This window comes from Clostridioides sp. ZZV15-6597 (assembly GCF_020657815.1).
In the GTDB taxonomy this organism is placed as follows: domain Bacteria; phylum Bacillota; class Clostridia; order Peptostreptococcales; family Peptostreptococcaceae; genus Clostridioides.
Map to the genome: position 1 here is coordinate 1 of NZ_JAGWCT010000217.1, position 1,520 is coordinate 1,520.

A 1,520-nucleotide genomic window follows, 5' to 3' on the forward strand; every position below is an offset into this window, starting at 1 on the left:
ATATATGTAAATAGTTGGTTATATATGTATTTAATTAGCTAAATACATATAAAAAAGTTTATTTTAATTATTTGGATTATTCTGAGAAAAATTTTTATTAGGAATTATAAAAAATCTGAATCACTTAGGAAAAGAGAGGATGTGTAAAATGTGATTGAAAACGGATTCGTATTTTGTAGTTTTTTAGTTGTATTTGTAGGTGGCATTTTTTACATGGTTGATAAATTAAAATGGAAGATATTTGATGTTATTAATCCAATGCTTTTAATTTATTTAGGGTCTGCTATACTTGCATCATTTGGTTTATTTGCACAAAATGAAGAAGTTGGTATATATCAGAATATAATAACAGTAAATTTTCTACCATTAATGTTAGTATTCTTATTAATTCAATGTGATTTAAGAAAAATATTAAAAATGGGATCTAAAATGTTATTATCATTTTTCTGCGCTACATTGACATTTATGCTTGGATTTGTCATAGCTTTTATAATTTTTAAAGGTTCAATGGGTGCAGATTCGTGGAAAGTTCTTGGTGCAGCATCTGGGTCATGGATAGGTGGTTCATCAAATATGATTGCAGCAGCTAATGCTCTAGGTGTTGCAGAAGAAGGGCTTAGTTATGCAATACTTATGGGTTCTATAGGATATACAGTATGGATGTCTGTTTGTCTAATGTCTGTAAAATTTGGCCCTAAATTCAACAAATGGACAAAATGTGATACAAGTTTTATAGATGAGGTTACAGCAAAGCTTGAGAAAGAAAATAAAGATAATACAGCACCTACATTTGTGGAACTTATGACTTTATTGTCTGTTGGATTTGGAGTTGCAGCATTTGCACAGATTGTATCTAAGATACTTCCAACTTCAGGTATACTTAATGAGACTATGTGGGTAGTGCTTGTTGCATCTACAGTATCAATACTGTTAGGTATGACTAAGATATCAAAACTTAAAGGAAGTACATTAGTGGGAAATGTATTTATGTACTTGCTTCTTGCAGCAACAGGAAGTAAAGCAAATTTCTTTGGACTATCAGAGGCTCCTGTTTACATAATGTTTGGATTAGTAGTAGTTCTTGTACATGCCATTTCATTTATAGGACTTGCAAAACTATTTAAATTAGACTTATTTACTTGTGAGGTAGGAAGTATAGCTAATATAGGTGGTGTAACTACAGCACCAATGATTGCTGGGGTTCATAATCCAGTATTAATTCCAGTAGGTGTACTTATGGGGCTTTTAGGAAATGTTATAGGAACTTATTGTGCTCTTATAGTGACTCAAATATTACATATGTTAGCTTAATGAAACTATAGTATAAAGCTAAATAATTCATATCAGAAAAGTTATTTCAATTTAAGTGTACGCTTTTATAGAAATAACTTTTTTATTTGACAAAATAAGTTATTTCAAAAGGCTATTTTGACATATTTAGTGAATAATATTGTAAAATTTACCAATAGTGATATATATTTAATTTTTATATTGAATCGAACGTTTGTATGATGTATAAT

The 1,520-nt window shown here is 29.3% G+C and carries 1 protein-coding gene; it reads left to right on the plus strand.

Features of this window, described 5'->3' with window-relative positions:
- Positions 1-150 precede the first annotated feature (150 nt).
- Positions 151-1,311 carry a DUF819 family protein gene (locus tag KGF52_RS20920; protein ID WP_227841509.1) on the plus strand — a complete coding sequence of 387 codons (1,161 nt, stop codon included), beginning with the start codon at positions 151-153 and terminating at the stop codon, positions 1,309-1,311.
- Positions 1,312-1,520 lie beyond the last annotated feature (209 nt).